We start from the raw sequence: 19008 nt of genomic DNA on the forward strand, positions 1-19008 counted from the left end.
GGTGCCGATCCGTCCCCCACGAGGAGCAGGCATGGACCACGAATCCCACCCACCGCAGCCCGACCCGGCCCGGCTCGTGCCCCGCAAGGCCGTGCTGCGGGCCGCGCTCGCGGCCACCGCGGCCGTCCCCGTCGCCCTCATCGGCGGCCCGGCCCTGGCGCGCACCCTCACGGCCGGCGGCGTCGCCGTGCCGCTCACCCCGGCCTGCGACGACGGCGACCACCCGACGCCGCCGCAGACCGAGGGCCCGTACTTCAAGCCCAACTCGCCGATGCGCACCAGTCTGCTGGAGCCCGGCATGGCCGGCACCCGGCTGACGGTCACCGGCTACGTCTTCGGCCGGTCCTGCCTGCCGGTCTCCGGCGTGCTGATGGACTTCTGGCAGGCCGACGCCAACGGCGCGTACGACAACGCGCGGTACCGGCTGCGCGGTCACCAGTTCACCGACTCGCGCGGCTCGTTCGCGCTCACCACCATCGTCCCCGGCCTCTACCCGGGCCGCACCCGGCACATCCACGTCAAACTGCAGGCGCCGGGCCGTCCCGTGCTGACGACGCAGCTGTACTTCCCGAACGAGCCGCGCAACAACACCGACAGCATCTTCGACCCGCGGCTGCTGATGACCGTCCGCGACGCCGGCGGCGCCCGCGAGGCGGCCTTCGACTTCGTCCTCGACGTCCCCCAGGGCCCGGGCCCGACTCCGACGCCGACCGGCAGCACGCCGCCCGGCGGCACCTGGACCGTGGGCACGACGTACCGGGCGGGGGACCGGGTCACCTACGGCGGGCGCGGCTACGTCTGCCTCCAGGCCCACACGGCCAACCCGGGCTGGGAGCCCCCGAACGTCCCCGCCCTGTGGCGGGCCGCCTGACGCTCCCGCCCGAGCAGACCGCCGGCCCCCGTCGAGGAAGCGACGGGGGCCGGCGGCGTGTCGGCGGGTCAGATGCGACCCCACAGCGCCGGCACGTTCGGCGGCTCCCAGCCCGGGTTGGCCGTGTGGCCCTGGATGCACCGGTACCGGACGCCCTCGTACGTCACGACGTCCCCGGCGGCGTACGTGCCGCCGACCTTCCAGGTCGTCTCACCGCCGCCGCCACCGGTCACGGTGAGCGTGTACGTGGTGGTGTGCGTGACCTCGCCGGCACCCGTCAGGGTGAGGGTGTACGTGCCGCCCGCGGTGCCCGCGGCGACCTGCACCGTGGCGGTTGCCGACTGGCCCGAGACCACCTGCGACGGGCTGAACGACACCGTCACGCCGGCCGGCGCGCCCGAGGCGGACAGCCGTACGTTCTGCGCGGTGCCGCTGACGGTGGCGGTGTTCACGGTGACGGTCGCCGAGGAGCCGGGGTCGGCGGTGCCCGCCGACGGGCTCGCGGCGATCGAGAAGTCGTTCACCGGCGTCGGGGTGTCCCCGACCGACGTCTTCCAGATCGTGTACGCGATCCCGTCCGCGCTCCGGTTCAGCGCGGTCGCGTTGATGTTGCTCGTGGTGTCGCACGCGGAGTGGTAGCAGGGGTCGTACGCGCGGCCCGCGGTGCCGCCCCACTTGGCGGCCTCCGCCGCGGACTTCACGGCCGAGGCGCCGGTGGCGTACCCGGAGGTGGGGATGCCGGCCTGCTGGAACGAGTAGTCGTCCGAGCGGCCCTGCCCCTCGACGTTCTCCTGCGGGGCCAGGCCCAGCGAGTCCCAGTACGTCTTCATCGGTGCCGCGGCCGCCGAGTTGAGGTTGTTGACGAAGTAGCCGGCGTTGGTCGAGGCGACCATGTCGAAGTTGTAGTACGCCTTGATCTTCGCGCGCTCGGCGGCGGACAGCGACCGCGTGTAGAAGGCCGAGCCGCGCAGGCCCTGTTCCTCGTCGGTCCACCAGCCGAACCGGACCCGGCTCTTCATCGTCGGGTCGGCCTTCGCCAGCGCGAGCGCCGCCTCCAGGAGCGCGGCGGAGCCGGAACCGTTGTCGTTCATGCCCGGTCCTGCGGCCACCCCGTCGAGGTGGGCGCCGAACATGTACACGCTGTTGGCGTCGCCCTTGGGCCATTCGGCGATCAGGTTGTTGCCCGCGCCCGCGGTGCAGCCGGAGGTGCAGGTCTGCTCGGTGACGGTGAAGCCTGCGGCCTGGAGCCGGCCCTTCACGTAGGTGAGGGAGGCCCGGTAGCCGGCGCCGGTGGAGCGGCGGTTGCCGCCGTTCTGCTGGGCGGCGGCGGACAGCTGTGACAGGTGCGCCTGCACGTTGGCGACGTCGACGTCCGGCGGGGTGGACGGGTTGCCGGTGCCGCCGCCGACCCGCAGCGTGTACTGCGCGCTGTGGGTCCTGGCCCCCGCGGTGCCGGTGATGCCGATGGTGTAGGTGCCGGCGGTCGTGCCGGCCGAGGCCGAGACCGTCATGGCGGAGCTTGCGCCGGAGGTGACGGTCGACGGGCTGAAGGAGACGCTCACCCCGGCGGGCGCGCCGGACGCGGTCAGCGACACCTGCTGGGCGGTGCCGGTGACGGTCGTGGTGTCGACGGTGGTCCGGACCGAGGAGCCGGCCTCGACCTCGCCGGAGGCGGGGCTCACCGCCAGCGAGAAGTCGTTCTGCTGGCCGCCCGTACACGTCGGGTCGGCGGGCTGGGCGGTGACGCTGACCGCGTCCCAGGCCGCCTTCGTGGCGTTGAACAGGCCGCAGTCGGGGTCGAGGTTCTTGGCCGTGGTCAGGGTGGCGGTGCGGTAGCGCTTGTACGTCATGCCGCTGGTCTTGAGCAGCATCGCGCCGTAGAAGATCTTGCCGGCGGTGCGGATGCCGACACCGGTGACGGTGGAGCCGTTGCAGGTGGAGCTGGAGGGCTTGCCGCCGCCCGGGTTGGACCCCTCGGCGAGCAGGTAGAACCAGTGGTTGAGCGGGCCCGCGGCCGCGTGCTCCTCGGTGCCGGGGATGGCGGCGGAGTAGCAGGCGGGGTGGTTCAGGGCCGCCGGGTTGTACATGTTGCGGATCGGGCCGCGGCCCTGGAGGTTGACCATCTCGCCGACGGTGTAGTCGGGCACGTCGAACGGCGCGGACTGGTCGGTGTACGCCTCCGTGAGCGCGCCCATGATGTCGCCGGTGCCCTCGCCCAGACCGCTCTCGTGGTTGGCGCCGCCGGGAGTGTTGGAGTCGAGGCCGTGGCCGAACTCGTGGCCGATCACGTCCATGCCGGCGATCCACTCGTTGGCACTGTTGTGGCCGATGGTGACCGTGGAGCCGTCCCAGTACGCGTTCAGCTGGTTGAGCCCCACCCGCACCGGCCAGCTGCCGCCGTTGCCGTTGTGCCCGTTGCGGCCGAGCCAGTTCTTGAGCATGTCCGACTGCTTCTGCGCGGCGTACATCGAGTCCACGCAGCCGGTCTCGCGGCTCTTCGGGTCGCCGTTGCCCCAGTCGTCGGTGGCCTTGGAGTACACCCCGCCGTTGTAGTCCGAGCAGGCCAGGCCGGTCCGGCCGGGGTCGCGCAGGACGTACGAACTCCCCGAGCGGGAGGTGTCGATGGTCAGCGGGTCGGGGCCGTTCCACTTGCTGTGGCCGGTGCCGGCGCGCACGTCGTCGTAGCTGTCGGCGACCTTGCCGGTGCGGGCGTCGACGAACACGTGCAGCCTGCTGGGCACACCGGCCCGGGTGCGGCCGGTCAGCACGGATTCCCAGGCGAGCACGGGCCGGTCGTCCCGGACCCGGACCACCAGGCGCGGCGCGCCGGCCCGTTCGACCCGTGCCAGCCGGGTCCGGGCGGTGCCGGCGGCGCGGGCGGCCGTCACTTCCGGCTTCGTGGACAGGGCGAGCCGGCGGGTGGTGGCGGAGCGGACCGCGCGCACCCTGCCGTTTCCGTCGGCGAGGACGACGGCGTCGCCGCCGACCACGGGCAGGCCGCGGTAGGTGCGCTCGTAGGCGACGGAGTACAGGCCGTTCACCCACGGGGTGACCAGGTGCCGGTCGTACTGCTCGTCCGGGCCCTTGGCCAGGGTGTCGAGGCCGCTGCGCGCGGCCCGGTCGGCGGCGGTGACGGCGCGGGCGGCCGGCGTCGGCTCCGGGGTGCTCGCCGGGGGTGCGGCCGCGTGCGCCGCGGAGGCGAGGGTGGCGGGTACCGCCACTCCTGTGAGGGTCATGGCCAGGGACACCCCGGCCACCACCATCCTTCTCAGCATCGTGGCTCCTTGTGAGAGGTCGTGAAGCTCCACCCGGCAGGCGGTCATGTGCATGACAGGCCTGCTCGTGGGTGTGCGGACCGGAGGTGTCGCCACCGGCCCGCGGAGAGGCGCGCCATGCCGCCGGGCTGGGCGGAACCCTCACACCGGCCCGCTCGCGGAACAACCGATTCCGGGCCCTCGTCCCGCTCTGTCACAAACTGGCAAGCCGGATTGCGGACCACGGGCCCCGGAATGCGGTCCTGGCCGCCCCTTCGGCACCCGGGCGCGAGGCGCCCGTCAGAAGCGGGCGTCGAGCAGCCGGCTCCGGTACTCGCGCACCTCGGGCACCGCTCCCCAGGCCGGGAACAGCCGCGCGTGGAGCCCGCGCAGCTCGGTGGACACCATCTGCTCCCGGGAGCGTGCCGCCGCACCGAGCACCGGGGCCGCGAGGGCCACCGCCGCGCCGGGATCGCCCGCGCACGCCCAGCAGTCGGCCAGGCGCAGCGTCAGCAGCAGCTGCGTGCCGCGCATCAGCGGCGGCAGCCGGGCGCGCGAGCGCGCCGTGGCATCGACCGCGCGCAGGGCGGTCGCCCGGTCGCCGGTCACCGCCGCGAGATCGCGCAGCGCCCCGCCGACCGCCGACTCCAGCCGCATCTCCCCCTCTGCGCCCGCCAGCCAGGGCGCCTCCAGCAGGTCGCGCGTCCCGAGCCGGGCGAACCTGCGGCGGGCCAGCACGATCTGCCGCCTGCACTCGGCCGCGTCCTGCCCGAGCGCGTGCCCGCGCGCCTGGTAGAGGTGCGACAGGGTCGCCACCCAGTGCCGCCGCGGATCCACCGCGCCGATCGCCTCCGCGTAGCCCACGGTCGCCGCCGCGTCCTCGTCGAGCCGGACCAGGGTGCACATGTCGCTGAGCAGCGTGGCGCGCGCCGAGGCGTCCCGGACGGCGTCCGCCCACCCCAGGCCGTGGCCGAACCACGCCATCCCGATGCTGCTCTGCCCCCGCTGCATCCGCAGCCGCCCGGCCACCTGCGCGTACTGTGCGGCGAGCCGCAGCTGCCCGTACGGCAGCCGGCCGGCGGCGTTCACCTCCTCGGCCCACCGCACCACCGCCCTCAACAGCCCCTCCACCGTGCCCACTCCGTCCGTGGCGTCGCGGTGCAGGGCGTCCCGGATCAGGCAGGCCAGGGCGGCGGTCAGGCCGTGCAGCAGCTCCGCCTCCGGGTACGCGGGCCCGGTGAGGCGGGATCCGGCCGTGGTCAGTCCGCCCAGCAGCGACGCCACTTCCGCCCGTTCGGGTACGGCGCAGCCGGCCGTGCCGTGGAGGGGGCACGGCAGGCCCTCGGCGGGCAGGGCCGCGGGCCACAGCAGGGGGTCCAGGGCGTCCTTGCCGCCCGTGCCGCCGTCGGTCCCGCCGGCCGTGCCGCCGCCGGGCAGCGCGCCGAACAGCCGCGGATCGGCCGGGGCGGGCGCAGGGCCGTACGGCACCTTGCGCGGTGCGGCGGCTATGGCCGCCAGCTCGCCGCCGGCCTCCAGCGTGGTGTCCAGCCGCCGGACCAGGCCGACCGGAGGCTCCCGCAGCCCTGCTTCGAGCCGGCTGATCAGGCTGTGGTGGTAGCCCACCCGCAGGCCGAGCTGCTGCTGGGTGAGACCGGCCTGGCGGCGCCAGGAGCGCAGGTGCCGGCCGAACTCTCCCCAGGCCTTTGCCTCCTGCGCCGACTGGATCGTCATGGCCCCTCCCATCGGAGGCGCACTCGCCTCCGGCAGCGTGACACCGGACTCTGCGCCACTGGTCAGCACAGGGCAGCCGGTGTGCCGCGTCAATCGGCTTGGCCGAAACACGCCGGAATTGGTCTGAACCAAGACCGGTGGCGGGGCCGGTGGGGTGGCGGCCGAGCCTCCCGGGGCTCCGCCCCGGACCCCGCGCCTCAAACGCCGGCGGGGCCGGAACTGCCCGGCGGGGTGCCGGGAGTGTGAAACCAGCCGTGGGTGCCCATGGGGCGGGCGGTCGTGACGGCCGGGCGGTAGTGGGCGAAGTAGAGGAGCCGGACCAGGCGGCCGCGGCTGTTCGTACCCGTCTTGTCGAAGACCTTCTTCAGGTGGTCGCGGACCGTGTGCGGGGAGATCCCGAGGCGCCGGGCCGTTTCCGCGTCCGACAGCCCGTACACGACCAGCTGTGCCACGTCCTGCTCGCGCGCCGTCAGACCGTACGCCGCCATCAGGAGGCCGATCGTGTGCTCGGGCCGCCCGGCCTCGATGATGACCGCGACCCGCCCCGCCGGATCCATCCGGTTCGCGGTCAGCGACACCGGCCGGCCGGCCAGGTCCCGCAGGTGGACGCGGACGTCCCCGCCGGCCCGGGCCCGGCTGCACACGTGCAGCACCGGCTGCGGCAGCACGCCGGGATCCCCGCCGAGCCGGTCGAGCCACGCGTGACCGGACGGCGTGACCGCGTCGATCCCGCCCTCCGCCCCGAAGGTGACCAGCCCGGGTGCGGACGGCTCCGCCGCCTCCGCGCAGAGCGCGTCGTGCCGCAGATAGGCTCCGCGCAGGCCCCGGGCCAGCGGCGCGGCGAGCGCGGACATCGCCTCGATCTCCGCCGCGTCGAACGGCGGCCGGTCACCGCCGCGGTGCAGCACCAGCGCCCCCCACACCGTACGGTCGCTGCGCAGCACCACCCGCAGCTCGTCACCCATGCCGGTCGGGCGGTAGACGTCGCGGTAGCGGCTGCTCGCCGACGGACGCAGCCGGGTGGACTCCCACAGGCCGGCCGCGAGTCGGCCGGATCCGACCAGGTGCGGGAACTGGTTGACGTCCTCCTCGCCGTACTCGATGTCCAGCAGCCGGGGCAGGTGGCTGTGCGGCACGCCCCCGTCGTGGAAGCCGCCGGTGTGCAGCAGCGTCGCCGGGTCGAGGGTCAGCCCGCACACCCCGTCCGCCGCGACCACGGCCGTGACGATGGGTTTCAGGCGGCTGAACAAGGTCATCGGGTCCGGGAGTTCCCGGCACAGCTTCTCGATCTCCACATGGGCACGACGCAGTTCGGCTGCGCCGGGCAAGCCTGACAGCGGTCGGGTCACCCCGGACTGGTACCCCGCCGCCCCGCGCCGCGCAACCCCCACTTCCAGGGATCGAGCCTTACCGGACAGCCGGGTTAACGTCGTCCTGCGCCAGTCCGGAACGGCGGAGCACACCACATCCGACGGGGGACCGGACTGGAAAACACGTGCAGCGCTGCGGACTCCGGGGGGACAACCTCTTGTCCTCCCCGGCTCGGGGTCCGCGGCGCTGCCCGTTTCCGAGGGGCGAGGCATGCCGGTTAAAGCGCTCGACCGCAGCACACCGACCGCACTCCCGACCGCACTCCCGGCCGTGCTCGCCGCCGCCGCCGTGCTCCTGGCCGCCTGCCTCGGCTGCACACCGGCCGCCGGACAAGGCGCGGGCCGGCCGTACCGCGCACCCACAGCAGCCGAACAGGACACGCTGGAGCACGCGGAATCCCTGCTCGTCGGCGCCTGCATGAAGGACCGGGGCTACCGCTACACCGTGGTGCCGCCGGCGCAACAGCCGCCCGTACCACCGGACTTCCCGTACGGGATCGACGACGCGGAGTTCGCCCGCAGCCACGGCTTCGGCACCGACCTCGACCTGCAGGTGACCCGCCGCGCCGCGACGGACCCGAACCGCAGCTACGCCCGGTCCCTCGGCAGCGCCCGCGGGACCGGCTACGCACAGGCCCTCACCGGCACCGCCGGGAAACGCATCACGGTCACCCTGCCGAGCGGCTTCCGCATCGCCACCAACACCACCGGATGCCTCGCCCAGGCGCGCCGCACCCTGTACGGCGACCACCCCGCCTGGTTCGCCGCCACCCGCACTGCCGAGAACCTGAAGGCGGTGTACCAGGCCAGGACCCGGAAGGACCCTGCCTACGCGGCGGCGGTACGCAAGTGGTCGGCGTGCATGTCCGGCCGGGGCTGGCAGGTGAAGGACCTGGAGGCGCTCCGGATGCAGGCCTCGGCCGCCTCGCACCGGGCACCCACCCGCCGGCAGCTGGCGCACGAGCGGGCCGCGGCCGGTGCGGAGGCGGAGTGCGTGCGCGCGACCGGGCTGGTGGCCGTCGCCCTGCGCGTGGAGGAGCCGTACCGGACCCGCCTCGAACAGACGCATGCCGCCGCCGTCCGCACCCGTGACCGGCTCGCCGCCGCCGCGCTGCCGCGGGCCCGCGAACTGGTGGCGGAAGCCGGTACCGGCTCCTGAACCGCCGCCGCCCCCGTACCACCCCCATCCCCGGACCGCCCCACCCCCCACCCCCCCCACGCCCCTCGCCACCGTGCCCGCACCGGGTGCGGTGGGCCGTACGACTCGACTGGAGGACAGCACTGATGCGATCGAAGGTCATCGGCCTGCTCTTCGCCCTGGCCGCCCTCGTGGGCCTCGGCCTCACCACCGCCGCCCCGGCCTCGGCCGGCACCGGCGCCTGCGGAAGCGGCAACTTCTGCGCCTGGTACCTCACCAACTACGAAGGCCCGTCCGCCTCGTGGGCCGGCAACGACGCCAACTGGTCCGACAACTGGCTGTCGAACGGACAGAACATCGACAACGACGACCGGTCGTGGCGCAACAACGGCACCGCGTGCGGCGGTTGCGACCACGTCCGGATCTACGACGGCTCCAACTACACCGGCGGCCAGATCGCCTGCCTGCACTTCGGCGACGAAGGCTGGTACCCGGTGGCCAACCCCATGGACCGCGGTTCGTCCCACCGCTGGGGCGGCGAATGCTGACCCCGGCCTGAACCGGCCGCTGCTCCCGCTCCCGTACCCGGGGCGGGAGCAGCGGCGCGCCCGGCGGCGATCGGGTCGATTCCGGGGCGAAGTCCGGTCAGGGGCGCGGAACCCGGTACGACGGCCCCCCGCGCGGCCCATCATGGCGCGGTACGGGACGGTGCCGGCGGCCGAGGGGGACAGGACGCATGAGCGGGTCGGACAGCGGGGGCGTACGGGGGCTGCGGGCATGGGCCGAGGAGGCGGGGCGGAAGGCCGCGCGGCTGATGTCGTCGGACGGCCCGGCCGCGCCGGTGCCGGCCGACTTCGACGGGCCGATCGCCGAACTGGACCGGATCCTGCCGCTGCTGGACCACGAGCCGGCCCTGCGCCACCGGCTGACGGTGGTCCTGGCCCTGCTGCTCACCCGGCGGCTGCTGGCCGGCGGCGGGACCGAGGACCGGCAGCGGGCCCTGAACCTGGTGGCCGAGGCGCGCGAGCCGCGGGCGGGGGTGACGCTCGCCCCCGAGGAGGAGCAGGTCCTCGCGGCCGCCGCCGCGACGCTGGCCCTGCCGGTGGCGGACCTCGGGGCCGTGGCCGCGGGGAAGGCTCCGAGCGTCACGGAGGTCGCCGCGTGGACCCTGGAGAACCCGGGCGGCCTGGACGCGTTCCTGCAGGCGGTGCGGGCGATGGCGTCGGCACCCGAGGCACTCGTGCCGCTCGGCGACGAACTCCGCCTGCTTGCACAGATGCTCGGCGGACCGGGCCGTGACGGAGTGCCGGCGGACTCTGCCGACCTGCTGCGGATGCTGCCCGACGGGCACCCGCTCGCGGGGCAGCTGAGGGCGGCGCTGAGCATGCTGGACATGCTCGGCGGTGCCGGCGGCTTCGGACCCGGCAGCGGGCAGGGTGCCCCCGCCCCCGCCGACCCCGCCCCGCAGCCCCCCGTACGACCACCGCTCCCGGCCCCGGCACCGCCCGGCGCCCCCGGGACGACGTCAGGCGCGGCGCCGTCCGACCCCTCGACCCCCTCAGAGATCGCCCTGCACGCCCTGCTGCCGGCGGGCCTCGCCCTGATGCAGGTGCTGCAGAGCCGCGAGCCCGAGGAACTCGACCACGCGCTGGCCCTGCTCGACGCGGCCGAGCAGCGGATGCCCGCCGACGACCCGATGACCCGGATGCTGTCGTCCGTGCGCGCCGGGCTGCTCCAGATGGCACCGGCCGCCGGCGGAACCGTCGCGGACGGGGAAGCGGGCCGTGCCCTCGCCGCCCGGCCGGACGTCACGTCCGACCCGCAGGCCGGGGCGTGGACCGGGCCCGGCGCCGTCCCGTTGCAGCTGATGCGGCACGCCTCCGCGGTCTTCGGTGCCCGCGGCGCCGACGACCTGCCCGCCCTCGACACGGCGATCGCGCACCTGACCACGATGGCGGCGGGCCTCGCCCCGGACGGCGAGGACACCGCCCTCGTCCACATCCTCCTCGCCCAGGCCGACATGACGCGCGGCCGCCTGGCCGGGGACACCGGCCGGCAGCTGTCCGGCGCCGACCGCCTGCTGGACCTGACCGCCCACGCGGACCGGGTACCGCCGCACATCCTCCCGTACCTCCCGCGCCTGACGGACGCAGCCCGGCACATCCGGGCCGGGCTGACCGGCGACGCCGGAGGAATCCGCCACCTGGAGCCCCCAGGCCCGGACGCCGCGCCCACCGCATGGGCGGAGTACGGCACGAAGCTGGCCGCCCGGCACGAGATCACGCACGACCCCGACGACCTGGACCGCGCCGTCGACGCGCTCACCCTGGTGCGCCGGGCCGTCGCCGCGGGCCGGTCGGCCGCGATCGCCGCGGACAGCCTGTGGCAGCTCTCCCTGCTCCACCAGAGGCGCTGGCACGGCACCCGGCTCGCCGCGGACGCCGCCGACGCGACCGCCACCGCCCTGGAGGCCCTGCAGGCCCTGGCCGCGGACGTGGCCCTGCAGACCGGGGCCGGGCACGGCCTGCTCGTCGCCCGGGCCGGCTCCCGGCGCGCCGTCGACGCCGCCCGCTGGGCGGGCTCACAGGGCCGGCCGGGCGAGGCGGTCACCGCACTCGAACTCGGCCGGGCCATGGTGCTGCGGGCCGCCGCCACCTCGGCGGGCGTCCCCGAACTCCTGGAGCAGCGCGGCCGCCCCGATCTCGCGGCCGCCTGGCGGCGGCCGGCCGGCGCGTCCGGCCCGGGTGGGCCGGCCACCCTCCCCAGCCGCCTCCGCCGCCAGGCCCTGGAGGCACTCGGCTACCGCGAAGGCCGGCTGTTCCCGGTCCCCACCGTGAGCGAACTGACCGCCGGCGTCGCCGACTGCGACGCCGACGCACTGGTCTACCTGATGCCGGGCAGCGGTCCCGCACCCGGCATGGCGCTGGTGATCGGGCCCGACTGCGGCACCTGCGTGATCGGCCTCCCGCTGCTGACGGAACGCCACAGCGGGCCGCTGCACCGCTACCGGGCCGCCCTGCGGGAGCGGTCCCGCACGCCGGACGGCCCCGAGGCCGAGCGCGCGTGGGAAGCCGCCCTCACCGACGTGTGCGACTGGTCGTTCCGGGCCGCCCTCGGCCCGGTCCTCGCCGGGATGACCGAGCGGATCGCCGCCAACGCCGCTCGCCGGCCCCGCACCGGCACCCCGAGGATCGTCCTCGTCCCGTGCGGCGACCTGGGCATCGTCCCGTGGCACGCCGGCCGGCTGCCCGCCGGGGCGCCCGGGGACTACGTCTGCCAGTTCATGGCGGTCAGCTACGCCGCGTCCGGCGGCCAGTTCCTCAGCGCCCTCACCCGCGACCGGCGGCCCGCGGCCGCCGCACCCGTCCTCCTCGCCGACCCCGGGTTCGACCTCACGTTCGCCGCCCCGGAAGCCCTGGCACTGCACGAGGCCTGCTACCCGGGCGCCCGTCTCCTCGGCGGGTTCTACGACGTGGAACCCGAGGCCGACGGCACCCCGGAGGAGGTCCTGGGTCTCCTCGACCAGCCGCTGTCCGTGCTCCACCTCGCCTGCCACGGTTCCGCGGGCGACGACCCCGCCGTCTCGGCCCTGTGCCTCGCCCCGCCGGAAGGGGCCGGAGCCGGCACCGGTGCCCTGACCGTCACCCGCCTCCTCGCCCACGCCGCGGACTCCGCCGGCCGGGACCGCGCCACCGGCCCGCTCGTCGTGCTGAGCGCCTGCGAGACGGACCTCGGCAAGGGCGACCACGACGAGGCCCTCACCCTGGCGACGGCCTTCGTGGCCGCAGGCGCCCGGGACGTCGTCGGCTCCCGGTGGACCGTGCATGACGGTGCCTCCGCCCTGCTGATGGCCGTCTTCCACCACCACGTCGCCGTCGAGGGCCGCACCCCCGCCGACGCCCTCCGCGCCGCCCAGAACTGGATGCTCGACCCCGACCGCCGCGCCCCCGCCGGCCTGAGCGGCGACCTGCTGCGCGAGCTGGAGCGCCCCGGACTGGACCGGCTGACGCTCTGGGCGGCCTTCACCCACCAGGGCAACCCCGGCCCGGCCGGGGGCGCCGCGGCCCCCGCCCCCGAACCGCCCGCGGAAGCCGGCCCGGCGGCCGCGCCCGTCGCCCCGGAGCAGCGCCTCCTCGACCTGGTGGCCGAGCACCTGGACGGCATCCGCGACGCCCTCGGCGACTCCGGACACGCCCTGCTGCGCGGCCGCCTGGAGGCCCTGGCCGCCGACCCGGGCGACCCCCGGACCCGCCGCAAGGCCCTGTACGGGGTGCGGCTGGCCCTGCTGTCGCTGCCGCCGGGGCACCCCGTACGGCTCGCCCTCGACCTGACCCGCCGTACGCAGGACGCCCCCGGTCCGGACGCCGGCGACGGAACGGACGCGGTCGCCGGAGCCCGCCGGGTGCTGGCCCTGATGGCGGATCCAGCGGCGGAGCAGGTCAGTCCGTGAGGCCGATCGCGGCGCAGTCCGCCCGGTACTGCGCCGTGCAGATCTCCGCGACGGAGTAGACGCCGTCCAGGACCACCGTCTCCTTGACGTTGCTCCTGGTCACGGAGATGCCCGGGATCAGGACCGCCGGGATGCGCCGGTCGGTGGGGCTGTCGACCGTCTGGTTGATGATCTGGCTCACCCGCTCGCCGCGCGCGAGACCGACCGCGATCTCCGCTGCGGCCGCCGCCTCGGGTGCGTACCGCTTGTAGACGGTCATGTACTGGTCGCCCGCCACGATGCGCTGCACCGCGGCGAGTTCGGCGTCCTGCCCGGTGACCGGCGGCAGCTTGGTCACGCCGGCCCGCTTCAGCGCGGAGATGATGCCGCCCGCCAGGCCGTCGTTGGCGGAGTAGACGCCGGCGATCCGGTCCGGGCCGAGGGCCGCCAGGGCGGCCCGCATGTTCTCGGCGGCGTTCTCCGGCTTCCAGTCGACCGTGTCGTACTCCTTGCCGATCTCCGTCTTGCCGTCGAGGACGGAGTGCGCACCCGCCTTGAACAGCTTCGCGTTCGGGTCCGCGGGCGAGCCGTTCATCATGACGATCCGGCCGCTGCCGGCCTTCCCGCCCATCGCCTTGAGCAGCGCCTCGCCCTGGACCATGCCGACGTCCCGGTTGTCGTACGACACGTACGCGTCGATCGGGCCCTCGGCCAGCCGGTCGTACGCCACGACCGGAATCCCGGCCTGCTTGGCCTTGCGCACGGCGCCCGCGATGGCCTTCGAGTCGACCGCGTCGACGACCAGGACGTCGACCTCCTTGTCGATCATCGCCTCGACCTGGGAGCTCTGGGTGGCCGCGTCCTGCTCGGCGTTGGCGTACAGCACCTCGCCCTTGTTGAACGTGAACCGGGCGACGGCCTTCTCGAAGAGCGGCTTGTCGAACTTCTCGTACCGCGCCGTGCCGGTCTCCGGCAGCAGCAGTCCCACCGTGACCGAAGCGCCGGAGCCGCTGCCGTCGTCCCCGCCGCCGCAGCCGGCGAGCGACAGGGCGAGCGCGGCGGCGGCGAAGGCGGCAGTGGCGCGGCCCAGGTGTGTGTTCACGAAGTAAAACCTCTCTGACCAGGCCGTGGGGGTGCGGCCGAGGAGAGGCAGTCAACTGGGCCGTCATGGCACCGTCAAGAAGTGAACTCTTAACGGGATGACAACGATGCCGAGCCTGTGGAACCGCGCCGCTGTTCATTTCGTGAACTGACGAACCATCGGATCGGGCGCCGCCGCTCCCACTGCGGGCGTCACGGTCGTCGCAGAGCGTGACGAAATGGCGTCCGTCTCCGCTCTCGTAGAGTGAAGCCCTCACGTGGCCGGCCGCCCGCCGCGCCAGAGGGCCGGGCCGCGCGCCCGGCCCGCACGGCGGGCGTCCACCCGAACCGGGGGTGTTCCTTGACGCAACGTCATGCAGTGGTCGTCGGCGCCGGGATCGGCGGCCTCACCGCCGCGCTCGCCCTGGACCGCCGCGGCTGGTCCGTCACCGTCTGTGAACGTGCCCCCGAACCCCCGCTCACCGGCGCCGGCATCGGTCTCGCCCCCAACGCCCTGCGCGCCCTCGACGCGATCGGCGTGTCCGCCGCGTACGCCGCCGGCCGGGCGGTGCCCGCCGCCATGGGGCTGCGCCGCGCCGACGGCCGCTGGCTGGTGCGGACCGCCACCGCCGACCTCACCGCCCGCTACGGCCGGCCCCCGATCGCCGTCCCCCGCCCGGCGCTCACCACCGCGCTGGCCGCCGCCCTGCCGGCCGGCACGGTCCGCCACGGCACCACCGTGACCTCCGTCGACGACGCCACCGGACACCGTCCGGTGGTCCGGACCGCCACCGGAAGCGGTCTTCCGGCCGACCTCGTCGTGGCAGCCGACGGCATCCGAAGCCCGCTTCGGCAGGCGTACTTCCCCGCCCACCCGGGCCTGCGCCACACCGGCGAAACCGCCTGGCGGGCCCTCGTCGACGCCCCGGACCTCGGGATGGCCGCCATGAGCGAGACCTGGGGGGACGGCAGCCGGTTCGGCGTGTCCCCGCTCTCCGACGGCCGCTTCTACCTCTACGCCACCGCGGTCCTGCCGCCCGGCACCCGGTCCGCGGACGGGCGGGCCGAGCTGGCCCGCCGGTTCGGCACCTGGCACGACCCGATCCCGGCCCTCCTCGACCGCATCGGCATGCTCGACCCCGCCGACGTCCTCCAGAACGACCTGTACGACCTGGCCGCCCCGCTGCCGCGCCTCCACCACGGCCGGATCGCCTGGCTGGGCGACGCCGCCCACGCCATGACCCCCAACCTCGGACAGGGCGGCTGCCAGGCCATCGAGGACGCGGTGGTCCTGGCCCACCTGCTGCCCCGCGGCGACGACCCGTCCGCCGGCACCGACCCGGTGCCGGCCGCGCTCGCCGCCTACACCGCGGCCCGCCGCGACCGCACCGACGCGGTGCGCCGCCGGGCCCGCCGCGTCGGCCGCCTGGGCGCCGTCCGCAACCCCCTGCTCGCGGCCGTCCGCGACCTCGCGGTCCGCGCCACCCCCACCCGTCTGGCGCTGCGCGGCATGGACGACCTGTTCAACGGGTTCCGGCTGCCGGCGGGAACACCACCTCCGTGAGGCGCTCCGACAGCTCCCACAGGTCAACGTCAACATGAATGTCCCGCGGACGCAGCCGGCCCGGACCCGCAGACGCGGGTCCGGGCCGGTCCAGCGGCACGCGGCAGCGCTCACCTCACGGGGCGAGCCGGTACGCGTTCGTGATCGTCTCGCGGACCGTGTTGCCGGACTTGTCCTTCAGGTCCACCCGGAACGTCGCGGCCTTCGCCGTCGACGGGTGCTGCACGGTCACCGACCGGGCGCCCTTCGCGTCGGTCGTCACCGTGAGCGCCTTCCAGGTCCGGCCGCCGTCGTACGAGACGCTGACCGCCAGCGTGGCCGGTTTCCCGGCCGCCGCGGCCGCCCCGGCCACGTGCAGCGGCACCTTCAGCGTGCCGCCCGCCGGAGCCGTCCCGTTCAGCCGCAGCTTCGGCGCCAGCCGCACGGTCGACAGCGGCAGCTTCACCGCCTGCTCCCCGGACGGCCGGGCCGACGTGAACGTCCAGACCGCGGTCACCTTCGTGCTCGTGGTGGCGTGCGCGGGCGACCGGTTCGCCTCGACGGTCAGCCGGTACGCCGCGGACGCCGCCGGCACCTCGGCGCTCAGCCACCCGGGCGAGGGGTTCGAGGCGATGACCCGGCCGCCGGACTCCAGGCGGGTGTAACCGTCGGCCTGGTAGCCGCCGTCGTGGCCCTCGCCGTCGACGAACATCTGCACGTTGGTCTCGATCGTGTTGCCGTAGCGGCTCGCGCCCTGCTCCGCCGAGGCCCCCAGGTCGGGACCCAGCACACCCGTGTTGAAGTTCAGCGCGTACCGCTTGCCGGCCGTGTACGCCACCGGCCCGGTCGAGTGGCTGCCCGCCTCGTCGCCCCGCGCGTCGAGCTGCGCCGCGCTCCAGTGCCAGTCCACACCGGCGGTGTTGACGTACTGGGTGACGGCCATCGGCAGGCTGCCTTCGAGCGGCGCCTGCGAGCCGACGCTGAACCCGGACGCGCCGTACGGCGTCGCGTACACCCGGCCCTTCGCGGCGACGGAGGCCCCGACGCCCAGCCTGACCTCGGCGACCTGGGCGCGGGTCACGGCCTGGGTGAGGCCGGTGAACCAGCTGCCCGCGCGGTGGAACGCGAACCGGTAGTCGACGTTCCGGCCGGCCGTCCCGGGCACCTTCCAGACACCCTGGTACTGGGCCTGCATCCCGGCGGACACGGGCCCGAGCCCGGCCGTGGTGAGCTTCGTCGACCCGCCGACCGACCAGGAGGTCCCCATCATCATGGCCGGCGCGTCGTACCCGAGGACGGCCGAGGTCAGCTTGGCGGCCGGGTCCGGGGCGGTCACGGCGAACGGCCTGGCCTTGCGGGCGTCGAGCGCCACCGTCGTCTTCCCGGTCACCTTGAGCACCGGCTGGACGAAGATCGCCGTCCGGTTCCCGGTGCCGGGGCTGGTGACCAGGCTCTCCAGCAGGTAGTCGCCCTTCGGCAGCCGCTGCACGGCGGTGCCGTTCGCGTTCACCGGCAGGTCGATCCGCTTCAGTCCGAACCGGCCGCGGTGCAGCACCGACGTGTAGTAGGCCCCTGCGTTCGCGCCCTTGTCGTCCGTGTGCCGGAACGTGACGTCGTACGACTCGACCTCGCGGACCACCGTGACGGCGGTGCGCACCGACTGGCCGCCGCCCGCCGCCACCACGGTGCCGTCGAACGCCCCGTCCGCCGCGCCCTTGCGGGTGTCGACGGTGACGGAGGTCTGCGCGGTCCCGCCCGCGGGCACCGTGACCTGGGTGTGCTTCACCGCGAACATGCCGGCGGGCGCCGGGCCGCCCGCCGGGCCGGTGGCGGCCACGCTCAGCTTCAGCGTGACCGCCTGCGTGCCCAGGTTGCGGTACGTCAGCGTCTTCACGGCCGGCTTGTCGTCGGCGTGCGGCCACAGCTGCGTGCCGAAGTCCAGCGAGCCGGGCTCGGAGACCACGACGGCGGTACGGGCCCGGACCAGGTCCACGCGGCCGGCGCCCTGCTGGTGCGGGCCCAGCCCGGCACGCGGCTTGGCCGAACCGGTCAGCAGCGCCTTGACCCGCGCGCCGCTCCACGTCGGGTGCTGCTGGAGCACCAGAGCGGCGGACCCCGCCACGTGCGGAGCGGCCATCGACGTACCCGACATGGCGACGTATCCGGTGGTGTCCGGGGGAGTGCCCTGCGTGCTCGCAGCGGCCGAGATGTCGACGCCGGGCGCCGTGATGTCCGGCTTGGACACGCCGGCGGCCGTCGGACCCCGGCTGGAGAAGTCGGCCAGCCGGTCCTGCTTGTCGACCGCCCCGACGGTGAGCGCCGCGGGGGAGCTGCCCGGCGAGGCGATCGTGCCCGGCTCGTCGCCCGCGTTGCCGGCGCTCACCACGAACAGCGCCTTGCCCGACAGGCGGGCGATCGCCGCCTCCTTCGGGTCCACCGCGGCCTCGTCGCCCCCGCCGAGGCTCATGTTGACGACCTTCGCACCCTGGTCCACGGCCCACTGCATGCCGCCGACGATGCTGGAGTCGGTGCCCCAGCCGTCGTCACCGAGCACCTTGCCGTCGAGCAGCCGGACGCCCGGCGCGACGCCCTTGCGGCGGCCGGCCGACTTCGCCCCCGAGCCGGCGACGATGGACGCCACGTGCGTGCCGTGGCCGAAGCGGTCGTTGGAGTCACCCGAGTCGGAGAAGTTCTTCTGCGCGACCTCCAGGCCCTTGAGGTCCGGGTGGGTCTGGTCGACACCGGTGTCCAGGACCGCGACCTTGACTCCCTTGCCGGTGTAGCCGGCCCGCCACATCGTGGGCGCGCCGATCTGCGGCACGCTCTGCTCCAGCGAGGCCCGGACCCTGCCGTCCAGCCACAGGTGGGCGACGGGCAGCGCCGCGCCGGCCGTGCGTGCCGCCGGGCGGCCCACCACGGCCGACCAGAGGGCCGCCGTACCGGACTTGGGAGCGGTGAAGGCCTCACCCCCGACGGCGGGCAGCGCGCGGCGGTCCCGGGCGACCCCGTCGAGGGCGCTGCGGAAGGCGGCGAACCCCTCCGGGGTGCCCTGCCGGTAGCCGACGATCAGCGGCAGTGTGCCGCGGTGCGCGTCGTCGTAGCCGTCCGCGACCAGCCGGGTCACGTCGAACAGCCGCCGGTCCACGACGCCGGCCCGGACCGGGCCCAGCGCGTCCTGCGGGATGACGTACGTGTGGCCGGGCTCGCGGCGCACCGAGAAGACGACCCCGTCGCGGCCCGGGCCGCGGTCGATCCGCACGACCCGCCCGTCGCTGCCGACGACCACCTTGTCCCCGGTGACCAGAGTGACGGTCGACCGGGCTTTCGTGTGCTGCCCCCGGGGGCCGTCCTGGACCCCGGAGCGGGCGCCCGGGGCCGGATCGGCGCCGGCCGTCGTCGCCCCCGCGATCAGCGTCCCGGCCACCATGGCCGCGAGCGCCACGGTCCCTGCCTTCGATATGCGTCCCACGCGCGAATCCCCCGTCTGTGTGGGCATGCCAGAGAGTCGTCCCGTACCACGCACACCGGGCGTCCTACGGTTCTCCTCGGCGACAGCGAAATCCGGCCGGATCCGGGGGAGTTGACGGCCGGT

10 protein-coding genes are annotated in these 19008 nt (G+C 75.1%); 5 read left to right on the top strand and 5 right to left on the bottom strand.

The window, feature by feature from the left end; all coding sequences use genetic code 11:
* Positions 1-31 precede the first annotated feature (31 nt).
* A complete protein-coding gene (locus LG634_RS13465) occupies positions 32-871 on the top strand; it encodes a dioxygenase family protein (RefSeq protein ID WP_226734009.1) in 840 nt (279 codons plus the stop codon).
* Positions 872-939: 68 nt separating this feature from the next.
* On the opposite strand, the gene LG634_RS13470 is transcribed toward LG634_RS13465, so the two are convergent.
* From LG634_RS13470 to LG634_RS13480, 3 genes are all read right to left on the bottom strand, one after another.
* Positions 940-4146: a M20/M25/M40 family metallo-hydrolase gene (locus tag LG634_RS13470; protein WP_226734010.1), complete on the bottom strand. Its 3207-nt coding sequence runs from the start codon at positions 4144-4146 to the stop codon at positions 940-942.
* Positions 4147-4425: 279 nt separating this feature from the next.
* On the bottom strand, positions 4426-5856 hold the full coding sequence (locus tag LG634_RS13475) for a helix-turn-helix domain-containing protein (protein ID WP_226734011.1): 1431 nt from the start codon (positions 5854-5856) through the stop codon (positions 4426-4428).
* Positions 5857-6053: 197 nt separating this feature from the next.
* Entirely contained in the window at positions 6054-7151 is a 1098-nt protein-coding gene (locus LG634_RS13480; protein WP_226734012.1) for a LuxR C-terminal-related transcriptional regulator, read from the bottom strand.
* Positions 7152-7437: 286 nt separating this feature from the next.
* Here LG634_RS13480 and LG634_RS13485 point away from each other — a divergent pair, with 286 nt between their 5' ends.
* The 3 genes from LG634_RS13485 to LG634_RS13495 all read left to right on the top strand — a co-directional run bounded on the left by LG634_RS13485 (position 7438) and on the right by LG634_RS13495 (position 12814).
* Positions 7438-8385, top strand: a complete 948-nt coding sequence (locus LG634_RS13485) for a hypothetical protein (protein ID WP_226734013.1) — start codon at positions 7438-7440, stop codon at positions 8383-8385.
* A 125-nt stretch (positions 8386-8510) separates the two neighbouring features.
* Positions 8511-8912 carry a peptidase inhibitor family I36 protein gene (locus LG634_RS13490; RefSeq protein ID WP_226734014.1) on the top strand — a complete coding sequence of 134 codons (402 nt, stop codon included), beginning with the start codon at positions 8511-8513 and terminating at the stop codon, positions 8910-8912.
* Positions 8913-9100: 188 nt separating this feature from the next.
* Complete coding sequence (locus tag LG634_RS13495) at positions 9101-12814, top strand: CHAT domain-containing protein (protein WP_226734015.1); 3714 nt, start codon at positions 9101-9103, stop codon at positions 12812-12814.
* Here LG634_RS13495 and LG634_RS13500 read toward each other — a convergent pair.
* A complete protein-coding gene (locus tag LG634_RS13500) occupies positions 12804-13895 on the bottom strand; it encodes a sugar ABC transporter substrate-binding protein (protein ID WP_226734016.1) in 1092 nt (363 codons plus the stop codon). The two genes, LG634_RS13495 and LG634_RS13500, sit on opposite strands and share 11 nt — an antisense overlap.
* A 339-nt stretch (positions 13896-14234) precedes the next feature.
* On the opposite strand from LG634_RS13500, the gene LG634_RS13505 reads away from it, so the two are divergent.
* Positions 14235-15437, top strand: coding sequence for an FAD-dependent oxidoreductase (locus LG634_RS13505; protein ID WP_226734017.1), 1203 nt, complete (start codon positions 14235-14237; stop codon positions 15435-15437).
* A 115-nt stretch (positions 15438-15552) separates the two neighbouring features.
* On the opposite strand, the gene LG634_RS13510 is transcribed toward LG634_RS13505, so the two are convergent.
* Complete coding sequence (locus tag LG634_RS13510) at positions 15553-18885, bottom strand: S8 family peptidase (RefSeq protein WP_226734018.1); 3333 nt, start codon at positions 18883-18885, stop codon at positions 15553-15555.
* Positions 18886-19008 lie beyond the last annotated feature (123 nt).

Origin of the sequence: Streptomyces bambusae, from assembly GCF_020532645.1 — a bacterium.
Lineage (GTDB): Bacteria > Actinomycetota > Actinomycetes > Streptomycetales > Streptomycetaceae > Streptomyces > Streptomyces bambusae.

Bases quoted from the DNA above. Each gene is read 5' to 3' on its own strand.
- LG634_RS13470 (WP_226734010.1), bottom strand. From the start codon at position 4,146: ATGCTGAGAAGGATGGTGGTGGCCGGGGTGTCCCTGGCCATGACCCTC.
- LG634_RS13495 (WP_226734015.1), top strand. From the start codon at position 9,101: ATGAGCGGGTCGGACAGCGGGGGCGTACGGGGGCTGCGGGCATGGGCC.
- LG634_RS13465 (WP_226734009.1), top strand. From the start codon at position 32: ATGGACCACGAATCCCACCCACCGCAGCCCGACCCGGCCCGGCTCGTG.
- LG634_RS13490 (WP_226734014.1), top strand. From the start codon at position 8,511: ATGCGATCGAAGGTCATCGGCCTGCTCTTCGCCCTGGCCGCCCTCGTG.
- LG634_RS13485 (WP_226734013.1), top strand. From the start codon at position 7,438: ATGCCGGTTAAAGCGCTCGACCGCAGCACACCGACCGCACTCCCGACC.
- LG634_RS13475 (WP_226734011.1), bottom strand. From the start codon at position 5,856: ATGACGATCCAGTCGGCGCAGGAGGCAAAGGCCTGGGGAGAGTTCGGC.